Source organism: Stappia indica, from assembly GCF_001696535.1.
Lineage (GTDB): Bacteria > Pseudomonadota > Alphaproteobacteria > Rhizobiales > Stappiaceae > Stappia > Stappia indica.
This window is the reverse complement of record NZ_MBQE01000001.1, coordinates 1,131,512-1,151,863: the sequence shown is the minus strand read 5'-3', so window position 1 is coordinate 1,151,863 and position 20,352 is coordinate 1,131,512. Positions and strand designations below refer to the sequence as shown.

Sequence of the window (20,352 nt, the reverse complement as noted above, 5' to 3'; positions counted from 1 at the left end):
TTCCGGAGAGGCTGGCGACCCGCCGCGCGCAGAGCTGATGCGGCCGCATTCCGGTGCGGATGCTTCTCTGCCGGCCGGGGGGCTGAAGCGGTTCCGCTGGCGGCTCTATCGCTGGCTGGAGCTCGGCTCCGCCGGTGACCGCCAAGGGCGCTGGTTCGACCGGCTGCTGATCCTGCTGGTGCTGGCGGCGGTTGCGCTGGTGGCGCTGGAAACTGTTCCGTCCCTTGCGGCGGAGTGGGGCGACGGTTTCGCGATTGCCGAGCTGGTGATCGGTGCGACTTTCCTTGCCGAATATCTCGCCCGCCTGTGGGTGGCGGACCTGCATCCGCCCTACCGCAACCACACGCCGGCCATGGCGCGGCTGCGCTATGCGCTGCAGCCGGCGGCCATCGTCGACATGCTGGCGGTTCTGCCCTTCGTGATGGGGCTCCTGCTGGTTCCGGCCGACTTCAAGGTCATGGTGATCCTGCGGCTTGCCCGCTTCTTCAAGCTGGCGCGCTACTCGCCGGCGCTGCGGTCGCTCGCCAATGCGCTGCTGTCGGAGCGCCATGCCATCGGCGCCAGCCTGATCATCATCTTCGGCGTGGTGATGCTGGCGGCCACCGCCATGTACATGGTGGAGCGGCAGGTGCAGCCGCAGGCCTTCGGCACGATCCCCGATGCGGTCTGGTGGGCGATGACCACGGTGACGACGGTCGGCTACGGCGACGTTGTGCCGGTGACGCCGGCCGGCAAGATGCTGGGCGGGCTGGTCATGCTGCTCGGCTACGGCTTGCTGGCGCTGCCGGTCGGCATTGTCGCGACCGCCTTCGCGCGGGAGATCCACTCGCGCGACTTCGCGGTGACCTGGGGCATGGTCGCCCGGGTGCCGCTGTTCCAGGACTTGCGGGCGGCCGACATTGCCGAGATCGCCCGTCTTCTGCGCGGCCAATCGGTCACCGCCGGCCAGGTGATCAGCCGGCGCGGCGAACCGGCGACCAGCATGTTCTTCATCGCCTCGGGCCTCATCGAGATGACGATGGGCCAGACCCGGGCGCATCTGGAAGAGGGCGGCTTCTTCGGAGAGATGGCGGTGCTCGGGGATCGGCAGCGGTCGGCCACCGTGCGGGCGATGAGCGATGCCCAGCTGATGGTGCTGGAAGCGCAGGACCTGCACGCCTTGATGACGCGGAAGCCGGATCTCGCCCGCCGTATCCTCGACGAGGTCCGCAGGCGCCGGGACCTGCCCCGCGGCGACATCGTGGAAGAGGAGATCGCCGAGGCGGCCGAGGTGCATCCGGCAGGCGAGGCCGCGGACGACCTCGACGAGGCACGCGCGGGCGAGGGCGAGGGGGCGGCCGCCGCCGAGCCGGATACGCAGACGCTGCCCGACCTTTTCGCCGGTCTCCCCGAGGCGCCGGACCGGCAGGAGGGCGGCGATGCGCCCGCGGACGAGGGCCGGCCGGGCGATGGCGCACCGGGCAGCAGATCCGACAGGACGTGATCGGCGCGGGAGGGGCGGCGTCAGCCGAGCGGCAGCGGCCGGGTTCGCCGGGCGACACCGCTTTGCGGGTCCCGCCTGCGGCCGAGCGCTGCGGCAAGCAGGCGCTTTGCCCGGCGCGCGGCTTGCGCCATGGCCGGCCGGTCGCGCAGCCACAGGCGCAGGGCGATGCGGGCGCGGCAGAGCGCGAGATAGCCGGAGCCGCGCAGGGTCGCGGGGATACCGAGCGCCTTGATCACCCGATGGCGGCCGCCGAAGCGGTCCTTGTACCCATAGCTGCCGGCACCGAAGTCGTAGAGTGCGAAGCCGTTGCGCCGGCCCCATTCGATTTCCAGGATCGTGGCGATGAGCCCGGGCGAGTGCTTGCGATAGGGACCTTCGTCCAGCGAGCACAGGATGCCGGTGACGACGCCCTGGTGGCAGAGGCAATAGCTGGTCGCCAGCCAGGTGTCGCCGACCCTCAGGCCCAGCAGCAGGATTCGCCCGTCCTTGCATCCGTCCATCGCCAGACGGCGGTAATGGGCGAAAACGGCCGGGTCCTGGAAGAGGTCGGGGATGCCCTGTACCGACATGCGCTGCTGGCGCTGGCGTGCCATGACGTTAAGGATCTGGTCGATCTCGCAAGGCTTCCTGGCTTCGACAATCTCGAAACCGGGCAGCTTCCGCAGCTTTGCCAGCTGCTTTGCCATCTTCGGATAGACGGAATGGTTCCGCCGCGCGCGCTCCAGGCTGTCCGGGTCGAGGTCGATGCGCGAGGCGCCTTCGCCGGTGTCGATCAGCCGGTCCTCCGTCCACAGCGGGTTGGGTACGCCGCGATATTCGCGGATCACCTTGCACAGCAGCAGGGCGTCGTGCGGCGGCAGCGCGGCGTCGAAGGCCTGGCGGATGGCGAGGAAGCGCTGCGGATCGGCGCAGGCCTTCGCGTCGACCAGCGGAAAGTGATAGTCGACCATGCCGTAGTCGAGGAAACCGAGGCGCCGCACGCCCAATCGCGTTTCGGCGATCAGCGGCACGATCATCAAGGGCGCGCCGCTCTGTGCGTCGTCGATCGCGATGTAAAACGGCGTGCCGTGACGCTCCGGCGCCAGCCCGTCTTCCATCGAGCGTGCGAAATCGAGGCTGAGAAAGGCCGTCGCGCAGCCGCTTTCCTCCAGCCGCGTCCATCGTTCGACGAGACCGGGGTCGTGGATGCTGTCGAAGCGACGGGCCACCGGCCGGCCGGCATGCGCCATCGGGTCAGGCTCCCTTGGCGGACTGCAACAGGCGCCTGGCAAGGCCGGACTTGCGGCAGGCATAGGCGAAAGCCGCCTTGCCCCAGAAGCCGGCGCCGCCGATGGCGCGTGAGCGCGGCGTCACGCCGAGCCCGTGGCGCAGCACGCCATTGGCATAGTTGACCGCGAAGTGCCGGCGGGTTTTCGGCGTGTGGTACTCCACCGTCGCCGAAACGTTCAGGCTGTCGGCATTGACCACCCGGTGCGGCCAGTTGAGCGGCCAGAACAGGGCTGTGCCCGGGGTCAGGTCGATGACCGTCGCCGCAGCGTCGTAGCTGGGATCGTAGCTGATTTCCTCGGCGGTGACGGCGGTCACCACACGTTCCAGCTCTTCGGGTTTGAGATAGGGCTCGTGGCCCGGATAGAGCCAGATGCGCTTCTCGCCGCGGATGTGGATGAGACCCTGACCGGGCACGTCCGCGTGGTAGTAGACGCGGGCGCGGGGCGAGGAGATCAGGATGCCGATCTGGCGGCTGTAGCTGGCCGGGCCGGGGACCGCATCGTCGATCTGGTCCATGATGTCGTCGATCAGCTTCTGGTAGCGGGCGTCGCGCCCGCCGACATGGCCGATATTGACCCAGAGCGCGCCGCTGCGCACCGCGTTGAACAGGCCTTGCGGGTCATCGGGAGAGATGTCGCTCGCCCGCCAGCGACTCTTGTCCTCGACGCTGGTGTCCATCGTGGCGATCTCGCGCACGGCGTCCGGATTGTTGGCGACGAGCTCGGTCAGCGCCTCGTCCGAAAACAGCGGGTTGTCGGGCAGGTCGTGCGTGACGCGGACGATCTCCCTGTCCCAGATCTCAGCGATGTTTTCCGGCAATCCGAGTTTCGTCATTGCTCCCTCTCCAGCTCCGACTTTCGTACAAGATGCGTCACAGAGGTGAAGATGGGTTCAACCGGGCCGGTTTTCGCTCCGCAATCTGGTCAATTTGTCGTGTTGGTAAACGCGCGCTTGCCGCTTACGGCAACAACCCTTGCGGGATCTGGCGATAGAGCGGATTGCCGTCCCAGAAGGCGTCGGTCGGGCCGACGGCATAGTCGACGATGTTCCACCGGCCGTTTGCCTGCACCAGCAGGGCATAGGTGCGCAGCCCGTCCATGTATTCGGCATCTTCGCCGTAGATCGTGCGGGCGGGATCTATCTGCCCGCCGCCGGGGCGCTGCGGATCGAGGATCGCGAAGGCCCAATCGCCGGCAACCCGCAGGCGTACCACCACGAATTCCACCGGGGCGCCGACGCGCACCTCCACCAGGGGGCGGATCGCATCCATCAGCGCGGCGCGCTCGGGCGTGCCACGTGCCGGCTCGCGGGCGCCTTGAGCTGCGGCGGGAAGGACAAGCGCGAGAAGGGTGAGGACCGCTGCGGCGAGGCGGGCAAGGGCAGGAAGGCGGAACGGCATCGACGGGGCTCCGAAAGGAAAGGGTATCCCCATGTTAGCGGCTTGCAGGGGCCGCGTCGCGGCCCGCGTTCGGCGTGGCGGACCCGAAATGCAAAAAGGCGCCCGCGAGGGGCGCCTTTCGCAACGTTGTCGAAGATCGCCGTCAGGCAGCTCTTCATGGAGCTCTTCAGGCGGCCATCGCCTTCTTCAGGTTCTCGTCGATCTTGTCGAGGAAACCGTTGGTGGTCAGCCACTTCTGGTCCGGGCCGACGAGCAGCGCCAGGTCCTTGGTCATGTGACCGGACTCGACGGTGTCGATGCAGACCTTCTCGAGCGTCGCGGCGAAGTTCGCCAGCTCCTTGTTGTCGTCCAGCTTGGCCCGGTGGGCGAGGCCGCGGGTCCAGGCGAAGATCGAGGCGATCGGGTTGGTCGAGGTCTCCTCGCCGCGCTGGTGCTGGCGGTAGTGGCGGGTCACGGTGCCGTGGGCGGCTTCCGCCTCCACCGTCTGCCCGTCCGGGGTCATCAGCACGGAGGTCATCAGGCCGAGCGAGCCGAAGCCCTGCGCGACGATGTCCGACTGCACGTCGCCGTCGTAGTTCTTGCAGGCCCAGACATAGCCGCCGGACCACTTCAGCGCGGCCGCGACCATGTCGTCGATCAGGCGGTGCTCGTACCAGATCTTCTTGGCCTCGAACGCCGACTTAAACTCGGCGTCGTAGATCTCCTGGAAGAGGTCCTTGAAGCGCCCGTCATAGGCCTTGAGGATGGTGTTCTTGGTCGACAGGTAGCACGGCACGCCGCGCTGCAGGGCGTAGTTCATCGAGGCGCGGGCGAAGTCGCGGATCGAATCGTCGAGGTTGTACATCGCCATGGCGACGCCCGACGAAGGCGCGTCGAACACTTCGTGCTCGATGGTGGTGCCGTCCTCGCCGACGAACTTGACCGTCAGCTTGCCCTTGCCGGGGAACTTGAAGTCGGTGGCGCGGTACTGGTCGCCGAAGGCGTGACGGCCGACGATGATCGGCTGGGTCCAGCCCGGCACCAGGCGCGGGACGTTCTCCATGATGATCGGCTCGCGGAAGATCACGCCGCCGAGGATGTTGCGGATCGTGCCGTTCGGCGAGCGCCACATCTTCTTGAGGCCGAACTCCTCGACGCGGGCCTCGTCCGGGGTGATCGTCGCGCACTTCACGCCGACGCCGTACTTCTTGATGGCGTTGGCCGCATCGACGGTGATCTGGTCGTCCGTCTCGTCGCGCTTCTCGATCGAGAGGTCGTAGTACTTCAGGTCGATGTCGAGATAGGGATGGATCAGCTTGTCCTTGATGAACTGCCAGATGATCCTGGTCATCTCGTCGCCGTCGAGTTCGACGACCGGATTGACAACCTTAATCTTCGCCATGTGCAGATGACCTCGCGTCTTGGGTGGCTTGCGCGTGTGATGCGCCGATACGTCCGGCCCTGCCGGGCGCCTGCCGTTGCCGGTTGGCGCCGCCGGACGCAGAGGCCGCGCGGCCCCTATAGCAAAGGGCCGGCCAAACGGAAAGCCAGCCATTCGTCAATCATGCGTCCGGGGCCGGAAACCATAACGGCGGATGCAACTCGCGACCGCTTGCGAGAAGTGCCTATTCGTCGCATACCTCCTTGTCAAAGATTCGGAGGGTGACGGTGCAGGTGGACCGGATGCAGGGACCGAGGCGAGGCTGGTATGCTGCCGGCCGAAAGGGCCTGTGCCGTGTCGTCGCGGCGCTCGCGCTCCTCGTCGGCCTTGCCCTTTTGCCGGGCGGTGGCGCGCGGGCCGACGACAGGACCGTGCTGGTGGTCAGCGGCGCGATCGAGGGCGAGGCCCCGGTCAGCTTCACCCGGGCCGATCTCGTGGCGCTCGGCATGACGTCGATCACCACCGAGACGCCATGGATGGCGGACGAGGTCCTGTTCGAGGGGCCGCTGCTGCGCGACCTGCTGGAGCGGGTGGGCGCCAAGGGCGACCGGATCGAGGCGGTGGCTCTCAACAACTACCGGGTCGAGATTCCGATTTCCGATGCGGCCGGCTACGACGTGATTCTGGCCATGCGCGTCGGGGGCAAGGACATGAGCATTCGCGACCGCGGGCCGCTCTGGCTGATCTATCCCTGGTCGGGCCATAAGGAGTTGCGCCAGGAACTCTACTATTCCCGCGCGATCTGGCAGATCCGCGAAATCATAGTAGTGGATTCACGATCTCGATAGTTCTGGTTGAAATCGGCCTTTCCTCGCTTCTTTCCCGGCTGTAAGCTTCGCGACCGGGCCTGCGTTGCGCGCGGGCGGACGGAGACGGGAGCGAAACGGCGGCCATGGACCTCAGCACAAGATGGGTGCGGACGCTTTACGTGTTCCTGATGATCGGCGTCGCCATCATCAGCGCGTCGCTCTTCTTCGTCGTGTCCACTCTCAACCGCCAGAACAGCGAAGACCGCTCCGAATACCGCCAGAGCCTCATCTGGTACACGGCCCAGCTCGGGGTCGAGTATCAGGACCTGATGCATGCGCTCAACACGATGATCGTCCATGACGGGCGTCCGCAGGACAGCCAGGACGTGACGGCGCGCTTCGATATCCTGTGGAGCCGCGCCATGCGGCTGGACGAGGGCGAGGCGGGCCACGAACTGGTGCGGGTCAACGGCTCCGTGCCGCTGATGGGCGAACTGGAGGCGGTGCTGCGGGCGGCCGATCCCCTGATGCCGGCCATCGCCGGCGGCGATGTCCTGGCCGCGCGCAAGCTGCGCAGCGACTTCGTCGGCCTGCAGGCGACCATCGATTCCTTCCGCTCGGCGGTCTACCGGCTGCAGCTCGATGCGGCCTCGCGCCAGCGCGCGGCGCTGCAGCGCACGGTGAACCTGGTGCTGGCGCTGATCGTCGGCCTTCTGGTGGCGGGCGTTTCCATGGGCCTGTTGCTGCTGCGCGACCGCAGCCGGCTGATGCGCCTCCAGGCCCAGCTGGAGCGGCGGGTGGCGGAGCGCACCAGCGAGCTGGCAAAGGCCAACGCCGACCTGCTGGCGGCCAACGAGCGGCTGACCCAGTTCAACAATCTCGCCTCGCACGATCTCAAGGAGCCGGTGCGCAAGATCACCGTGTTCAGCGACCTGTTGCTGGAGGGCGTCGCCAACAAGGACCGCGAGACCATCGACTACGCGGCCAATGTGATGAAGGCCTCTGCCGGGCGGGCGAAGACGCTGATCTCCAACCTGCTGAACTATTCGGCCGCGTCCGACCGGGAGCTTTCGCGCGAGGCGGTGCCGCTGGCGCATCTGGTCGAGCGCGTGCGCGACAGCCTGTCGGAGCTGATCCGCGAGAATGGTGCCGAGGTGGTGCTGCGCGATGCCGACGCGGTTCTCTCCGGCGATGCGGTATTCCTGGAGCAGCTGTTCCAGAACCTGATCGGCAACGCCATCAAGTTCCGCCATCCCGACCGTGCGCCGGTCGTGGAGGTCACGGCCGAGCGGCTCGGCAACGGCGCGACCGCCGGCGTCGTCATCCGCGACAACGGCATCGGCTTCGACATGCAGCACAAGGCGCAGGTGTTCGAGCCCTTCCGCCGCCTGCATTCGCGCGACCGCTATGCCGGCACCGGCATGGGCCTTGCCATCTGTCAGGCGATTGCCCGCCGACACGGCTGGGACATCGATGCGGTGAGCGAGCCGGGCCGCGGCTCGGAGTTCCGCATCGACTTCATGCCCGGCGTGGCGCGCCTGCCGAACATGGTCGAGGCCGCCGAATAACCGCTATTGGCGGCTTGTCGGCGACCCCGGGAAATCTCATCCTGTCTCGTCAGTCTCGTTCTGTCCTCTCCCGTCTCAGGACGAGAGGCGCTTGCCGATGGTGCGTGCGGCGAGCGCAATCGCGATGAAGCTCCAGCCGTTGATCAGCACCGAGACGCCGGCGAGCAGGCCGAGCACCCATACGGCGGAGGAGGGGAATTCGAACCAGATGCACAGGCCGGCGAGCGCCGAGACGATGCCGGCGAACAGCACCCAGCCCCAGCCGTCATGCGGGCGGATCTTCATCGCCAGCAGGATCTGGGCGATGCCCTGCGCCAGCAGAATCGCGGCGACGACCAGCGTCAGCGCCGCCGCGCCCACCACCGGATTGAAATAGACGGCGATGCCGCCGGCCAGCGCGATGGCGCCGGTCGCGATGTTCCAGACGAAGCCGCCCCAGCCTGGAACGGAGAAGGCGTGCCAGATCTGCACCGCGCCGCCGATGGCGAAGACGATGGCGATGACCAGCGTCACGGCGATGGAACTGGCGAGCGGCAGCGCGATCATCAGCATGCCGCCGATGACCAGGACGATCCCGAGGGCGAGGAACCAGCCCCACTTCTGGCGGACGGCTTCGGTGACGGGGAGGGAGGGAACGTCGGTCATCGCGGGATCCTGTCGTCGGATGGCGTGGGAAGGGGCAAGGCGCGGGCCCTGCCGTCGGCGGAGCGCGGGAAATCCGGTTCGGGCGGGCGGGTGCCTGTCCGGTCGGCCCGGAGGGGATTTCAACTCCCGATATGTGAAGCTATCGCAACCGGCAGGGGGCTTCGACGGAATTTTTGCGCCTTCCGGTGCGCCCGGCCCGGCTGGCGCTGGAAAAGCCGGCCGATCTGGGATATCTCGCGCGCCATGACACGCAACGCCACCATCGACCCGGCGGCCAGGGTCCGCGACCTGCCCCCGCCCTGTATCATCCTGTGCGAGCCGCAACTCGGCGAGAACATCGGCACGGCGGCCCGCGCCATGGCCAATTTCGGCCTGCGCGACCTGCGCCTGGTCAATCCGCGCGACGGGTGGCCGAGCGAGAAGGCACGGGCGGCGGCGAGCCGCGCCGACCATGTGATCGAGGCTGTGCAGGTGTTCGACAGCGTCGAGGCGGCGATTGCCGATCTCGGCTTCGTCTTCGCCACCACCGCGCGCTCGCGCGAGATCGCCAAGCCCGTGCGCGGGCCCGACGAGGCGGCGGTGACGACGACCCGGCTCGGCGCCAGCGGCACCCGCACCGGCTATCTCTTCGGCCGCGAGCGCTGGGGCCTCAACAACGACGAGGTGGCGCTCGCCGACGAGATCGTCACCCTGCCGGTCGACCCGGACTTCGCCTCGCTCAACATCGCGCAGGCCGTGCTGGTCTGCGCCTACGAGTGGCGGCTGAAGGCGAATGACGGGGCGCTGCCCTTCCGGCTCGACGAGGAGCAGAACCCGCCGGCCAGCAAGGAAGACCTCGTGCGCCTGTTCGAGCACCTGGAAGGGGCGCTCGATGCGGTGAACTTCTTCCGTCCGGTGGAGAAGCGCCCGTCGACGGTCCGCAACCTGCGCAACATCCTTCAAAAAGCCTCACTCACCGATCAGGAAGTGAAGACCCTGCGCGGGGTGGTGGCGGCGCTCGAAGGCCGCTCGACCCGCCCGCGGGGCTGACTGGGCTGACGGAGCGGGCAAACTGGCCCGTCCGTCTCCCGATCCGGGGGAAGGCATGGCGGAACCGGCTCCGGTCCTCGTTTTCGACAGCGGCATCGGCGGCATCACGGTCGCCCGCGAGATCCGGCGGCTGATGCCGGGCCTGCCGCTGGTCTATGCGGCGGACGATGCCGGCTTTCCCTATGGCGCCTGGCAGGCGGAGGCGCTCACCCGCCACTGCACCGACGTGGTGGTGCGGCTTGCCGGCGAGCTGCGCCCCTCCGCCGTGGTCATCGCCTGCAACACCGCTTCGACGCTGGTCCTGCCGCCCCTGCGGGCTGCTCTCGACATTCCGGTTGTCGGCACCGTGCCGGCGATCAAGCCGGCGGCCGAGCGCACGCGCTCGGGTCTCGTCAGCGTGCTTGCAACGCCCGGCACCGTCACGCGCGACTACACGTTCGACTTGATCCGCCGATTCGCGCCGGAGGTCGCCATCACGCTGGTCGGCGCACGGCAGCTTGCCGGCCTTGCCGAGGAGGCCTTGCTGCACGGGCATCTCGATCCGGCGGTGCTGGCGGCCGAGATCGCCCCCTGTTTCGTGGAAAAGAACGGCCGGCGCACCGATGTCGTGGTGCTCGCCTGCACGCATTTCCCGCTGCTGGCACCGCGCATGGCGCAGATCGCGCCGTGGCCGGTGGACTGGCTCGATCCGGCGCCGGCCATCGCCCGGCGGCTGCGCGACGTGCTCCTCGCCAGCGGCACGGCGACCGGCGAGGGGAGTGCGGCCGCGCCGGCACGGGCGCTCGCCACCACGGGCCGCGACCTGTCCGCGGTGCTGGAGCTGCTTTCGGCGGAAACGCTGGCGATTTCCGGCGCAGAGGCGGCATCAAGCGTTTGACTCGATGCCGGCTTTGGAGTAGGCATCCTCTCGCTTTGCGGGCCCTGTCGGCCCGCTTTGCATTTCACGCTACCGTGGAACCTCGCGCCGGCGCTGTTGGCCGGGGGTCCTGTCGCCTGATCCTCCAGTTGTGGAGGATGAGGAGAGGAGGTCGCGTTTCCTTGCAAGACTGCAAACACAACGAGGGAACCGCGCATGTCGAAGCGCCATGGTGTAAAGTACAAGATTGACCGCCGGATGGGCGAGAACATCTGGGGTCGTCCGAAGTCTCCGGCCAACCGCCGCGAGTACGGCCCGGGCCAGCACGGCCAGCGCCGCAAGGGCAAGCTCTCCGACTTCGGCGTGCAGCTGCGCGCCAAGCAGAAGCTCAAGGGCTACTACGGCAACATCTCCGAGAAGCAGTTCCACAAGATCTACGTGGAAGCCTCGCGGATGAAGGGCGACACCTCGGAGAACCTGATCGGCCTGCTCGAGCGCCGTCTCGACGCGGTGATCTACCGCGCGAAGTTCGTCCCGACCGTCTTCGCCGCCCGCCAGTTCATCAACCACGGTCACGTCAAGGTCAACGGCCGCCGCGTCAACATCGCGAGCTACCGTTGCAACCCGGGCGACCTGATCGAGGTTCGCGAGAAGTCGCGTCAGCTCGTCACCGTGCTCGAGTCGGTCCAGCTGGCCGAGCGCGATGTGCCGGACTACGTCACCGCCGACCACAGCAAGATGACCGCGACCTTCTCGCGCGTCCCGACGCTGAGCGACGTGCCGTACCCGGTTCAGATGGAGCCGAACCTCATCGTCGAGTTCTACTCGCGTTGATTTTTTGACAAGGACCGCCAGGCCTTTCAGGGGCGCGCCGCCGGCGCGCCCCTTTTTCGTTGCCGCGCCGCGGCGTGTCCCGTCCGTCCTCTGCCCGCCCGGCCGCTTTCGGCTTTTCATATTCGCCCACTCGAATATGATGGCGGGAAAATGGGAGGACGCGCCGTGAGCTTTTCAAGACGTGCATTTCTGGGCGGCGGACTGGCCGCGCCCGCAACGCTTCGCACCGGACTGACGCTGACCGGCGCCGGGCTGGCCGTTCCAATGGCCGCCACACGCGCCCGGGCGGAGCCGAAGTCGCATTCCTTCCGGCTCGGCGACAGCGAGATCATCGTACTCAGCGACGGCGGGCTGTCGCTGCCGGCCTCCACGCTCGCCTCCAACGTCCCGGAGGCCGAGCGCGCCGCCTTCCTGCAGGCGAATGGCGATGATCCGAACACAAGGGCCAGCGCGCTCAACATCACGCTGATCCGCAAGGGCGATGCCCTGGTGTTGGTCGATACGGGTGCGGGCATGAACTTCTTCGAGACTGCGGGCCAGCTCGCGGACAGTTTCGATGAGGCGGGCATCGACCGCGAGGCGGTGACGCATGTGGTGCTGACCCATGCCCATCCCGATCACGTCTGGGGCATCATCGACGATTTCGACGAGACCGAGCGCTTCCCCAATGCCGCCTATCTGATCGGCGCGGCGGAATGGGACTTCTGGATGGATCCGGACTTCATTTCCGGCAATCCGGAGGTGCTGCACTCGTTCGCGCTCGGCGCGCAGCGCAATCTCGGCGCGGTGGCGGAGAAGACCGAGCGCGTCGGTGCGGACCATGCGGTCGTGCCGGGCGTGACGATGATCGCGACGCCGGGCCACACGCCCGGCCACATGTCCGTGCTGGTGGAGGACGGCGGCCAGCAGCTGCTGGTGCTGGGCGATGCCCTGACGCATCCGGCGGTGTCCTTCGCGCGGCCCGACTGGCAGCCGAGCACCGACCAGCAGCCGGAGATCGCGGTTGCGACGCGCAAGCAGCTGCTCGGCCGTGCCGCGACCGACGAGCTGTTGCTCATCGGCTATCACCTGCCGTGGCCGGGCGTCGGCCGGGCAGAGGCCAAGGACGGCGCCTGGCGCTACGTTCCAGCCTCCTGAGGCGGACGGCCGGAGCGGTGCACTGCTTCGGCCTGTGATCTTTCTGCCGCGGGCAGAAATAAAACCGGGCGATTGCTGCTGAAAACGGCGGCAATCGCACCGGCTCTCGCGCTTGTTGGTTTTTCCGATGCCCAGTGGGTGCTAAGGGCCGTGAACCGCCAGCGCGAATGTTCCTGGAACGCCCATGAAGATCAGCACCATCACCAATCTGGCCTATGCGGTGACGCTCCTGCTCACCGCCCTGTCCGGCATCGCCTTCATCGCCTCCGACCGCATGGCCGCGGCCGAGCGGCGCTCGGTAGAGGTGCATCTGGCGCTGACCGATCTCGGCGAGCAGCTGGAGATCGATGCCGAGCTGCGCACCGACGAGGCGCGGCTCTATGTGATGCGGGGCGATCCGGCGCATCTTGCGGTCTTCGAGCGGGTGAACGAGGAGGAGCACCGGCTGGAGGATCTGGCGCGCCGGGCGGGAGATCTCGGTGCGAGTGGCGAGGAGCTGGAGCTGCTGAAGCGGATCACCGGTACCATCGACCGGCTGGAAGGCGTCGAGACCGGCGCCGTCGAGGCTTACCGGGCAGGCAATGCGGAGACGGCCCGCGAGGTGCTGTTCGGCGACGAACATTACAGCCAGCATGTGCGGCTTGTCGGCGATGTCGAGCGGTTCCGCGCCATGGTCGACCGGCGGACCGGCCTGGAGCTGCAAAAGGCGCAGATCTGGGCCGACTGGCTGGGCCTGATCGCCCGCGTTCTCCTCGCGTCGACGGCCGTGGTGTTCCTCGCCGTGCTCTATTTCGTGCTGCGCCGCCGCGTCTCGGTGCCGCTCACCCAGATGACCGGCATCGTCAAGCGGCTGGCGACCCAGGATTTCGCCGTCGAGGTGCCGCATGACGGGCGCAGCGACGAGATCGGCGAGTTGACCTCGGCGATCCGCATCTTCCGGGAAAACGGACTGGAGCGCGAGCGGCTGGATGCCGAGCGCCGCCGCGACCTGAAGATGAAAGACCTGATCCTGCAGATGATGCACCGGATGCAGGCCTGCCAGAGGGTGCCGGAGATCGCCGAAGTGGTCGGGCGCTTCCTGCCGCAGATCTTTCCCGAACTCGGCGGCGCGCTGTTCGTGCGCAACGAGGCGAATACGCTGGTGACCCGCGTCGGCGCCTGGAAGCTGCCGGAGGACATGGTCGCGAGCTTCGACCCGGAAGAGTGCTGGGGCCTCAGGCGCGGCCAGCCGCACCACAGCACCAGCAAGCGGGACGACGTCGACTGTCAGCATCTGGCGGAAGCCTCGGACTCGGTTCTGTGCATTCCGCTCAGCGCCCATGGCGACACGCTCGGCCTGCTGTCCTTCGCGGACGTGTCGGGCAACCCCGCCTCGATCCGCGAGTACAAGGCCTATCTCGGCATGATCGGCGAGAATGTCGCGCTGGCGGTTGCCAACCTGCAGCTGCGTGAGCGGCTGACGCGGCTCGCCGTGCGCGATCCGCTGACCGGCCTGCTCAATCGCCGGTCCCTCGACGAGGCGCTGGCGACCTGGGCAGGCGACGACGCTGAGGGGGAGCCCGAGCCGGAGCTGACCTGCTTCGTCATCGACATCGACCACTTCAAGCGGTTCAACGACGAGTTCGGCCACGATGCGGGCGACACGGTGCTGCAGACCGTCGCCGGCATTCTCAGCGAGATCGTCGGCGAGCGCGGCGTCTGCTACCGCTTCGGCGGCGAGGAATTCGCGGTGCTGCTGCCGCAGGTCTCCCTGCAGGAGGGCCACCGCATCGCCGAACTCATCCGCACGCGCACGGCAACGTTGACGCTGTCCCATGCCGGGCGGATCCTCGGCACGGTCACCGTCTCCATCGGCATCGCCGACAATCGCGAGGGCCGGACCGTCCGGACCGTGCGCGGCCGGGCCGACGCTGCGCTGTTTGAGGCCAAGGCCTCGGGCCGCAACCGGACCGTCAGCGATGGCGAGATGCCGCGGCCGCACGGCGAGGCGTAAGGTCGAGCGGAAGGCGATACGCGGCTTTCCGCTTGGCGCGGAGGGCGCAAGGCGCTATTCCAGCGGGATCATCGACACCTTTGTGACAGCCAGCCGGGGCGCTCGCGAGCCATGAACGACCTTGCCGACATCGTGGAGAGCGACGTTCCCGCGCTCTATCGCAATGCGCCGTCCTCGGTCGGCTTCAAGAAGCTGCGCAAGCGGCTGCTGCGCGAGACGCGCGAGACCATCGCTCGCCACGCCATGGTGGAAGCGAGCGGCGAGCGGCCGCGCTGGCTCGTCTGCCTGTCGGGCGGCAAGGACAGCTATACGCTGCTGGCCGTCCTGCTGGAGCTGCAATGGCGCGGGCTGCTGCCGGTGGATCTGCTCGCCTGCAATCTCGACCAGGGGCAGCCGGGCTTCCCCTCGCACATCCTGCCCCGGTTCCTGAGCGACAACGGCATCCCGCACCGGATCGTGCGGCAGGACACCTATTCCATCGTCACCTCGAAGATCCCGGAAGGGCGCACCTATTGTTCGCTCTGCTCGCGGCTGCGCCGGGGCCTGCTCTACCGCACGGCGCGGGAGGAGGGGTGCCAGGCGGTGGTGCTGGGCCACCACCGCGAGGATGCGCTGGAAACCCTGTTCATGAACCTCTTCCATGGCGGGCGGCTGTCGTCCATGCCGGCGAAGCTGGTCAACGACGAGGGCGATCTGATGGTCCTGCGGCCGCTGATCGCCTGCGCCGAGGACGACATCGCGCGCTTTGCCCGGGCGATGGAGTTCCCGATCATCCCGTGCGACCTGTGCGGCAGCCAGGACGGGCTGCAGCGTGCCGAGGTCAAGCGCATGCTTCAGGGCTGGGAGCAGGAGAGCCCCGGCCGCCTTGCCACCATGGCCAAGGCGCTGACGCAGGTTCGTCCCTCGCATCTGCATGACATCCAGCTGTTTGATTTTGCCGGTATACGTCCGGGCGCCGCCGATGCGGCAGCGCCGGGCGGCGAGGCGGAGGAGCCCTGCGCTGCCGGCCTTGCCATGACGCGGACGCTGTTCGCCGCCGAATAACCGACCCTTCCAGACCGCTGCCTGCGCCGGGAGGACCGCCTCCCGGCCGCGGCATTCCTTTGCGTCCGCCGCGACGCCACACGACACGACCCGGAACCGACCATGACCAGCCTTCGCCCCTGCGGCATCGACTTCGGCACCTCCAACTCCACCGCCTCGCTGCTCCAGGGGGACGGCACGGCGCGGCTGCTGCCGCTGGAGGGGGACAGCGTCGTGCTGCCGAGCACGATCTTCTTCTCCTTCGAGGATGCGCATGTGCGCTTCGGGCGCGATGCGGTCGCCACCTATGTGGAAGGCATCGAGGGACGCCTGATGCGGGCGCTGAAGAGCGTTCTGGGCTCCAGCACCATGTCCGAGAAGACGACGATCCGGGCGCAGCGCTGGACCTTCGGCGAGATCATCGGCCTCTTTCTGTCGCAGGTGAAGCACCGGGCCGAGCAGGCCGCCGGCCATGCCTTCGAGGAGGTGGTGCTCGGCCGTCCCGTGCGCTTCGTCGACGAGAACGACGAGGCCGACAAGCGGGCCGAGGCGGAGCTCGAGGCCATCGCCCGCAAGGCCGGCTTTTCCTCCGTGGCCTTCCAGTTCGAGCCGATCGCCGCGGCGCTCGACTACGAGCGCGCAGTCACGCGCGAGGAACTGGCGGTGATCGTCGACCTTGGCGGCGGCACGTCGGATTTCGCGGTGGTGCGCGTGTCGCCGGAGCGGCGGACGAAGACCGACCGGCGCGAGGACATTCTCGCCAGCACCGGCATTCACATCGGCGGTACGGATTTCGACCGGCTGCTCAGCCTGTCCCGGGTGATGCCGGAACTCGGCTACCGTAGCCCCTCGCGCGACCCGCGCCGCGACCTGCCGAACTGGGCCTATTTCGAGCTCGCGACCTGGCACCGGATCAACTTCCTCTACGCCCCGCAGATCGACACGCGGCTGAAGGACCTGCGGCAGGACGCGGCCCGGCCGGAGCTGGTCGACCGGCTGATGTCGGTGGTGTCGGAGCGGCAGGGCCATGCGCTGGCCGGGGCGGTGGAGGCGGCGAAGATCGCGCTGTCGCACGAGGAGCTCTACCGCCTTGCGTTTCCGCTGCGCGGCGGTGCGCTTGAGGTCGACGTGTCGCGGGACGATCTGATCGAGGCGATCGGCCAGGCGGTCGCAGGCGTCGAAGGGGCGCTGTCGGGCTGCTTGGCACAGGCGGGCGTCGCGGCCGAGGACATCTCGTCGGTGTTCCTTACCGGCGGCTCGGCATCGGTGCCCTTCGTGCGGGAGCGTCTGACCGGCCTGCTGCCGGGTGCAAGGGTGGTGCAGGGCGACGTGTTCGGCAGCGTCGGGGCGGGACTCGCCCTCGACGCTGCGCGCAAGTACGGATCGGGCTGAGCTGCGGGGAAGCGGCTACGATCCGTTGCTGGCCATGGTCAGTCCGCGGTCATAACCGGCGGGCTGGTTGCGGACGAGAATGACGAGGGCGGCGGAGGCTTCCTGCGCGCCCTGCTGGGCGAGGCCGCCATGGGCGCGGCAGGTGTCGGCGTCGCTGAGGCCGCTGGCGGAGGGCGCGAAGACGGTGAGGTTCACGCAGGCGATGCGGCGAAGCCCTGCATCCGATTCCTGCGCTACGGTCGTAAGACCGAGGCCCAGGCTGAGGGCGATACCGGCAACGGCAAGCTTTGCGATCCGCATCTGTCGTTCCTTTCGGTGACGGGAACCCCTGTACAACCGAGGACTAGCACCCTTTCGCTGATCCTAGCCTGAAATGCGTGTTCATCCTGTATTCATCGTGAGTGATTCGGCAAAATTTGCCTAGTCGACAAATTTCGCAAAAAGAAAGGGCGGATCGACTTCGATCCGCCCTTTATTAACTATTTATTAACCTGTTTGATCAGGCCGACTGGCGCGTCGGGATGCCCTTCTCGGCAAAGTGCGACTGCAGTTCCTGGTTCTGGAACATCTCGCGCACGATGTCGCAGCCGCCGACGAACTCGCCCTTCACGTAGAGCTGGGGAATGGTCGGCCACTGGGAGAATTCCTTGATCCCCTGGCGCAGCTCGTCGTCCTCGAGCACGTTGATGCCCTTGTAGGGCACGCCGACGTAATCGAGGATCTGCACCACCTGACCGGAGAACCCGCACTGCGGGAAGGTCGGGGTGCCCTTCATGAACAGCACGACGTCGTTGGTGTCGACTTCGTTCTTGATCCACTGCTGAATGCTCATGTCACTGTCCTTTCGTTCTGCCGGGTCAAGGTCCGGCGACCGTGGATTGCCCGGTGCCCCGGCCGGGGGTCACTCGGGAGCGCTGGTCTGCAGGGCGAGCGCGTGCAGCTCCCCGCCCATGTTGCCCTTGAGCGCCTGGTAGACCATCTGGTGCTGCTGCACCCGCGTCTTGCCCTGGAATGCGGAGGAGATCACCACCGCGGCGTAATGGTCGCCGTCGCCGGCGAGATCGCGGATTTCAACCTGCGCATCGGGCAAGGCTTCCTTGATGAGAGCCTCGATCTCGCGCGCCTGCATTGCCATGCGTTCCGTCCTTCCCTCTCCGGGGCGGCCCGTGCCGGCGGCCTGCCCCGATGCCCTGAAATTCGTCAGGACGGGCGCTCAGGCGCCCGCCATGTAGTGCGGGAACCAAGTCTCGTGGGTCTCGCGCAGCTTTGCAACGGATATGGTGAGGATGTCCTCAACCGTCAAATCGCTGCCCTCGACCCGGCCGATCTCGACGATCTCCAGACCTTCATCCAGCGCGTCCTCCAGAACGGAAGCCGCTTCCTCGGCGCTGAAGGTCAGCACGTAGCGGCCCTGGTCCTCGCCGAACAGCGCGGCATGGGCCGGAGCGGGCACCTTCACCCGCGCGCCCTTGGCCCCCGCCATCGCCATCTCGGCCAGCGCCACGGCAAGGCCGCCGGAGGAGATGTCGTGGACGGCGGTGACGCGCCCCGAGCGGATCAGCTCGCGCACGAAGTCGCCGCGGCGACGCTCGGCGGCCAGGTCCACCGGGGGCGGCGCACCTTCCTCGCGGCCCTGGATGTCGCGCAGATAGGCGCTCTGGCCGAGATGCGTGCCATGGCCGCCGATCACCGCGATCACGTCGCCTTCGCTCGCGAAGGCTGCGGCCGCGCGGCGGGCAAGGTCGGGCAGCAGGCCGACGCCGCCGATCGCCGGGGTCGGCAGGATGCCCTCGCCGCTGGTCTCGTTGTAGAGCGAGACGTTGCCCGAGACGATGGGGAAGTCGAGTTCGCGGCAGGCTTCGCCGATGCCCTTGATGGCCCCGACGAGCTGACCCATGATCTCGGGCCGCTCCGGATTGCCGAAGTTCAGGTTGTCGGTCGCGGCCAGCGGCTCGGCGCCGACGGCCGTCAGGTTGCGCCAGCATTCGGCGATGGCCTGCTTGCCGCCCTCGAAGGGATCCGCCTCCACGTAGCGCGGCGTCACGTCGACGGTGAAGGCCAGCGCCTTGCCCTCGGTGCCGACGCGGATGATGCCGGCATCGCCCCCCGGAGAGGCGAGCGTGTTGCCCTGCACCAGCGTGTCGTACTGCTCGTAGACCCAGCGGCGCGAGCCGCCATTGGCATTGCCGATCAGCGTCAGCAAGGCAGCCGCATAGTCGTCCGGCTCGGCGACGGCGCCGGCGGCCAGCACCTCGCGCTTGGGGCTTTCCACCCACGGACGGTCGTATTCCGGCGCCTCGTCGCCCAGCTCCTTAATCGGCAGGTCGGCGACGGTCTCGCCCTGGTGGTTGACGATGAAGCGCAGCGTGTCGGTGGTGACGCCGACGATGGCGAAGTCCAGCCCCCACTTGCGGAAGATGGCCTTGGCCTCGTCTTCCTTCTCGGGCTTCAGCACCATGAGCATGCGCTCCTGGCTCTCCGACAGCATCATCTCGTAGGCGGTCATGCGCTCCTCGCGCACCGGCACCGCGTCGAGATCGAGCGTGATGCCGAGATTGCCCTTGGCGCCCATCTCCACGGCCGAGCAGGTCAGGCCGGCCGCGCCCATGTCCTGGATCGCGACGACCGCGCCGGTCGACATCAGTTCCAGGCAGGCTTCCAGCAGGCACTTCTCGGTGAAGGGATCGCCGACCTGCACGGTCGGGCGCTTCTCCTCGATGGTCTCGTCGAACTCGGCAGAGGCCATGGTGGCGCCGCCGACGCCGTCGCGGCCCGTCTTGGCGCCGAGATAGACGACCGGCAGGCCGACGCCCTCGGCCTTGGACAGGAAGATGCCGTCCGCACGGGCGATGCCGGCGGCGAAGGCGTTGACCAGGCAGTTGCCGTTGTAGCGCGCATGGAACTCAACCTCGCCGCCGACCGTTGGGACGCCGAAGGAGTTGCCGTAGCCGCCGACACCCGCGACGACACCGGAGACGAGGTGCTTTGTGCGGGCATGCTCGGGCGCGCCGAAGCGCAGCGCGTTCATCGCCGCCACGGGCCGTGCGCCCATGGTGAAGACGTCGCGCAGGATGCCGCCGACGCCGGTCGCTGCGCCCTGGTAGGGCTCGATATAGGAGGGGTGGTTATGGCTTTCCATCTTGAAGACCACGACCTCACCGTCGCCGATGTCGACCACGCCGGCATTCTCGCCCGGACCCTGGATGACGCGGGGTCCGGTGGTCGGCAGGGTCTTGAGCCACTTTTTCGACGACTTGTAGGAACAGTGCTCGTTCCACATGGCCGAGAAGATGCCGAGCTCGGTGAAGGTCGGCTCCCGCCCGATCAGCGCCAGAATGCGATCGTACTCGTCCGGCTTGAGGCCGTGGGCCTCGACGAGCTCGGGAGTGATGGCGATGTCGTTGGGGATCATGGGGGCCTGCAACCTCGAAAGCGGAAGATGCCGCCCGTTTAGCAAACCGGAGGGACAAAGGGAATTGTAGACATGCCCTTTGCGCGCTCCCATCTATCCACAAGGCCGCTTTATGCTCCCCATCGTCGGTCATCCGCTTCCTT

19 protein-coding genes are annotated in these 20,352 nt (G+C 67.7%); 10 read left to right on the top strand and 9 right to left on the bottom strand.

Annotation, left to right across the window (positions count from 1 at the left end):
- The first annotated feature begins 37 nt into the window (after nt 1-37).
- Entirely contained in the window at nt 38-1,483 is a 1,446-nt protein-coding gene (locus BBX35_RS05525; RefSeq protein WP_171901385.1) for a cyclic nucleotide-gated ion channel, read from the top strand.
- Nucleotides 1,484-1,503: 20 nt separating this feature from the next.
- Here BBX35_RS05525 and BBX35_RS05520 read toward each other — a convergent pair whose 3' ends face one another.
- The 4 genes from BBX35_RS05520 to BBX35_RS05505 all read right to left on the bottom strand — a co-directional run bounded on the left by BBX35_RS05520 (nt 1,504) and on the right by BBX35_RS05505 (nt 5,532).
- Nucleotides 1,504-2,712 (bottom strand): GNAT family N-acetyltransferase, encoded by a 1,209-nt coding sequence (locus BBX35_RS05520; protein ID WP_067216945.1) that lies wholly within the window; start codon nt 2,710-2,712, stop codon nt 1,504-1,506.
- A 4-nt stretch (nt 2,713-2,716) separates the two neighbouring features.
- Entirely contained in the window at nt 2,717-3,586 is an 870-nt protein-coding gene (locus BBX35_RS05515; protein ID WP_067216942.1) for a cupin-like domain-containing protein, read from the bottom strand.
- A 124-nt stretch (nt 3,587-3,710) separates the two neighbouring features.
- Nucleotides 3,711-4,151, bottom strand: coding sequence for a hypothetical protein (locus BBX35_RS05510; protein ID WP_067216940.1), 441 nt, complete (start codon nt 4,149-4,151; stop codon nt 3,711-3,713).
- Nucleotides 4,152-4,317: 166 nt separating this feature from the next.
- Nucleotides 4,318-5,532 carry an NADP-dependent isocitrate dehydrogenase gene (locus tag BBX35_RS05505; RefSeq protein WP_067216938.1) on the bottom strand — a complete coding sequence of 405 codons (1,215 nt, stop codon included), beginning with the start codon at nt 5,530-5,532 and terminating at the stop codon, nt 4,318-4,320.
- A 260-nt stretch (nt 5,533-5,792) separates the two neighbouring features.
- On the opposite strand from BBX35_RS05505, the gene BBX35_RS05500 reads away from it, so the two are divergent.
- On the top strand, nt 5,793-6,359 hold the full coding sequence (locus tag BBX35_RS05500; protein WP_083206032.1) for a putative pterin-binding protein: 567 nt from the start codon (nt 5,793-5,795) through the stop codon (nt 6,357-6,359).
- A gap of 104 nt (nt 6,360-6,463) precedes the next feature.
- Nucleotides 6,464-7,888, top strand: a complete 1,425-nt coding sequence (locus BBX35_RS05495; RefSeq protein ID WP_067216934.1) for a sensor histidine kinase — start codon at nt 6,464-6,466, stop codon at nt 7,886-7,888.
- A 75-nt stretch (nt 7,889-7,963) separates the two neighbouring features.
- Here the strand turns inward: BBX35_RS05495 and BBX35_RS05490 are convergent, their stop codons facing one another.
- A complete protein-coding gene (locus BBX35_RS05490; protein WP_067216932.1) occupies nt 7,964-8,533 on the bottom strand; it encodes an HdeD family acid-resistance protein in 570 nt (189 codons plus the stop codon).
- Between the two features lie 243 nt (nt 8,534-8,776).
- On the opposite strand from BBX35_RS05490, the gene BBX35_RS05485 reads away from it, so the two are divergent.
- From BBX35_RS05485 to BBX35_RS05455, 7 genes are all read left to right on the top strand, one after another.
- Nucleotides 8,777-9,562 (top strand): RNA methyltransferase, encoded by a 786-nt coding sequence (locus BBX35_RS05485; protein WP_067216926.1) that lies wholly within the window; start codon nt 8,777-8,779, stop codon nt 9,560-9,562.
- 55 nt (nt 9,563-9,617) lie between these two features.
- Entirely contained in the window at nt 9,618-10,439 is an 822-nt protein-coding gene (murI, locus tag BBX35_RS05480) for a glutamate racemase (protein ID WP_067216923.1), read from the top strand.
- 195 nt (nt 10,440-10,634) lie between these two features.
- Nucleotides 10,635-11,252, top strand: coding sequence for a 30S ribosomal protein S4 (gene rpsD, locus BBX35_RS05475; RefSeq protein WP_067216920.1), 618 nt, complete (start codon nt 10,635-10,637; stop codon nt 11,250-11,252).
- Between the two features lie 165 nt (nt 11,253-11,417).
- Nucleotides 11,418-12,389 (top strand): MBL fold metallo-hydrolase, encoded by a 972-nt coding sequence (locus BBX35_RS05470; protein ID WP_171901384.1) that lies wholly within the window; start codon nt 11,418-11,420, stop codon nt 12,387-12,389.
- Between the two features lie 184 nt (nt 12,390-12,573).
- On the top strand, nt 12,574-14,382 hold the full coding sequence (locus tag BBX35_RS05465; RefSeq protein ID WP_067216916.1) for a diguanylate cyclase: 1,809 nt from the start codon (nt 12,574-12,576) through the stop codon (nt 14,380-14,382).
- Between the two features lie 111 nt (nt 14,383-14,493).
- Complete coding sequence (ttcA, locus tag BBX35_RS05460) at nt 14,494-15,426, top strand: tRNA 2-thiocytidine(32) synthetase TtcA (RefSeq protein ID WP_067216915.1); 933 nt, start codon at nt 14,494-14,496, stop codon at nt 15,424-15,426.
- Nucleotides 15,427-15,528: 102 nt separating this feature from the next.
- Entirely contained in the window at nt 15,529-16,797 is a 1,269-nt protein-coding gene (locus BBX35_RS05455; protein WP_067216913.1) for an Hsp70 family protein, read from the top strand.
- Between the two features lie 15 nt (nt 16,798-16,812).
- Here the strand turns inward: BBX35_RS05455 and BBX35_RS05450 are convergent, their stop codons facing one another.
- The 4 genes from BBX35_RS05450 to purL all read right to left on the bottom strand — a co-directional run bounded on the left by BBX35_RS05450 (nt 16,813) and on the right by purL (nt 20,209).
- On the bottom strand, nt 16,813-17,097 hold the full coding sequence (locus BBX35_RS05450) for a hypothetical protein (RefSeq protein WP_067216911.1): 285 nt from the start codon (nt 17,095-17,097) through the stop codon (nt 16,813-16,815).
- A 199-nt stretch (nt 17,098-17,296) separates the two neighbouring features.
- Nucleotides 17,297-17,629 (bottom strand): Grx4 family monothiol glutaredoxin, encoded by a 333-nt coding sequence (grxD, locus tag BBX35_RS05445; RefSeq protein WP_067216908.1) that lies wholly within the window; start codon nt 17,627-17,629, stop codon nt 17,297-17,299.
- Between the two features lie 69 nt (nt 17,630-17,698).
- On the bottom strand, nt 17,699-17,932 hold the full coding sequence (locus BBX35_RS05440; protein WP_067216905.1) for a BolA family protein: 234 nt from the start codon (nt 17,930-17,932) through the stop codon (nt 17,699-17,701).
- A 78-nt stretch (nt 17,933-18,010) separates the two neighbouring features.
- Complete coding sequence (gene purL / locus BBX35_RS05435; RefSeq protein WP_067216902.1) at nt 18,011-20,209, bottom strand: phosphoribosylformylglycinamidine synthase subunit PurL; 2,199 nt, start codon at nt 20,207-20,209, stop codon at nt 18,011-18,013.
- Nucleotides 20,210-20,352 lie beyond the last annotated feature (143 nt).